The 267-nt window shown below is 66.3% G+C and carries 1 protein-coding gene; it reads right to left on the reverse strand.

The window, feature by feature from the left end:
• Nucleotides 1-45: 45 nt before the first annotated feature.
• Nucleotides 46-267 (reverse strand): lipopolysaccharide assembly protein LapA domain-containing protein (locus R2R70_RS20610; protein ID WP_410978994.1); only part of this gene is annotated, 222 nt, incomplete at its 5' end.

The following is a 267-nucleotide window of genomic DNA, read 5'->3' on the forward strand; positions in this document are numbered from 1 at the left end:
GTAATCAAGCCGCGCGCCCGGACGGACGCCCGGCGGCAAGTCGAATCAGATAAGCGGCGGCAGCGGCGGTTCCGCCACCACGGCAGGCGTTTCACGCGCGGTGCGCAGTTCACGCTTGAGGCGGCCGTTCTCCATGCGCAGCCGGAAAATCGCGGGCAGCGCGGACAGCAGGCCGGCCAGCAGACCGACGACGAAAAACGCGAGGCCGATCAGAATGAGCGGAGCCTGCCACGAATATCCGGCAAGAAAGTTCAGCGTCGCGGTTTG

Origin of the sequence: Cobetia sp. SIMBA_158 (assembly GCF_046566945.1) — a bacterium.
GTDB classification, from domain to species: domain Bacteria; phylum Pseudomonadota; class Gammaproteobacteria; order Pseudomonadales; family Halomonadaceae; genus Cobetia; species Cobetia amphilecti.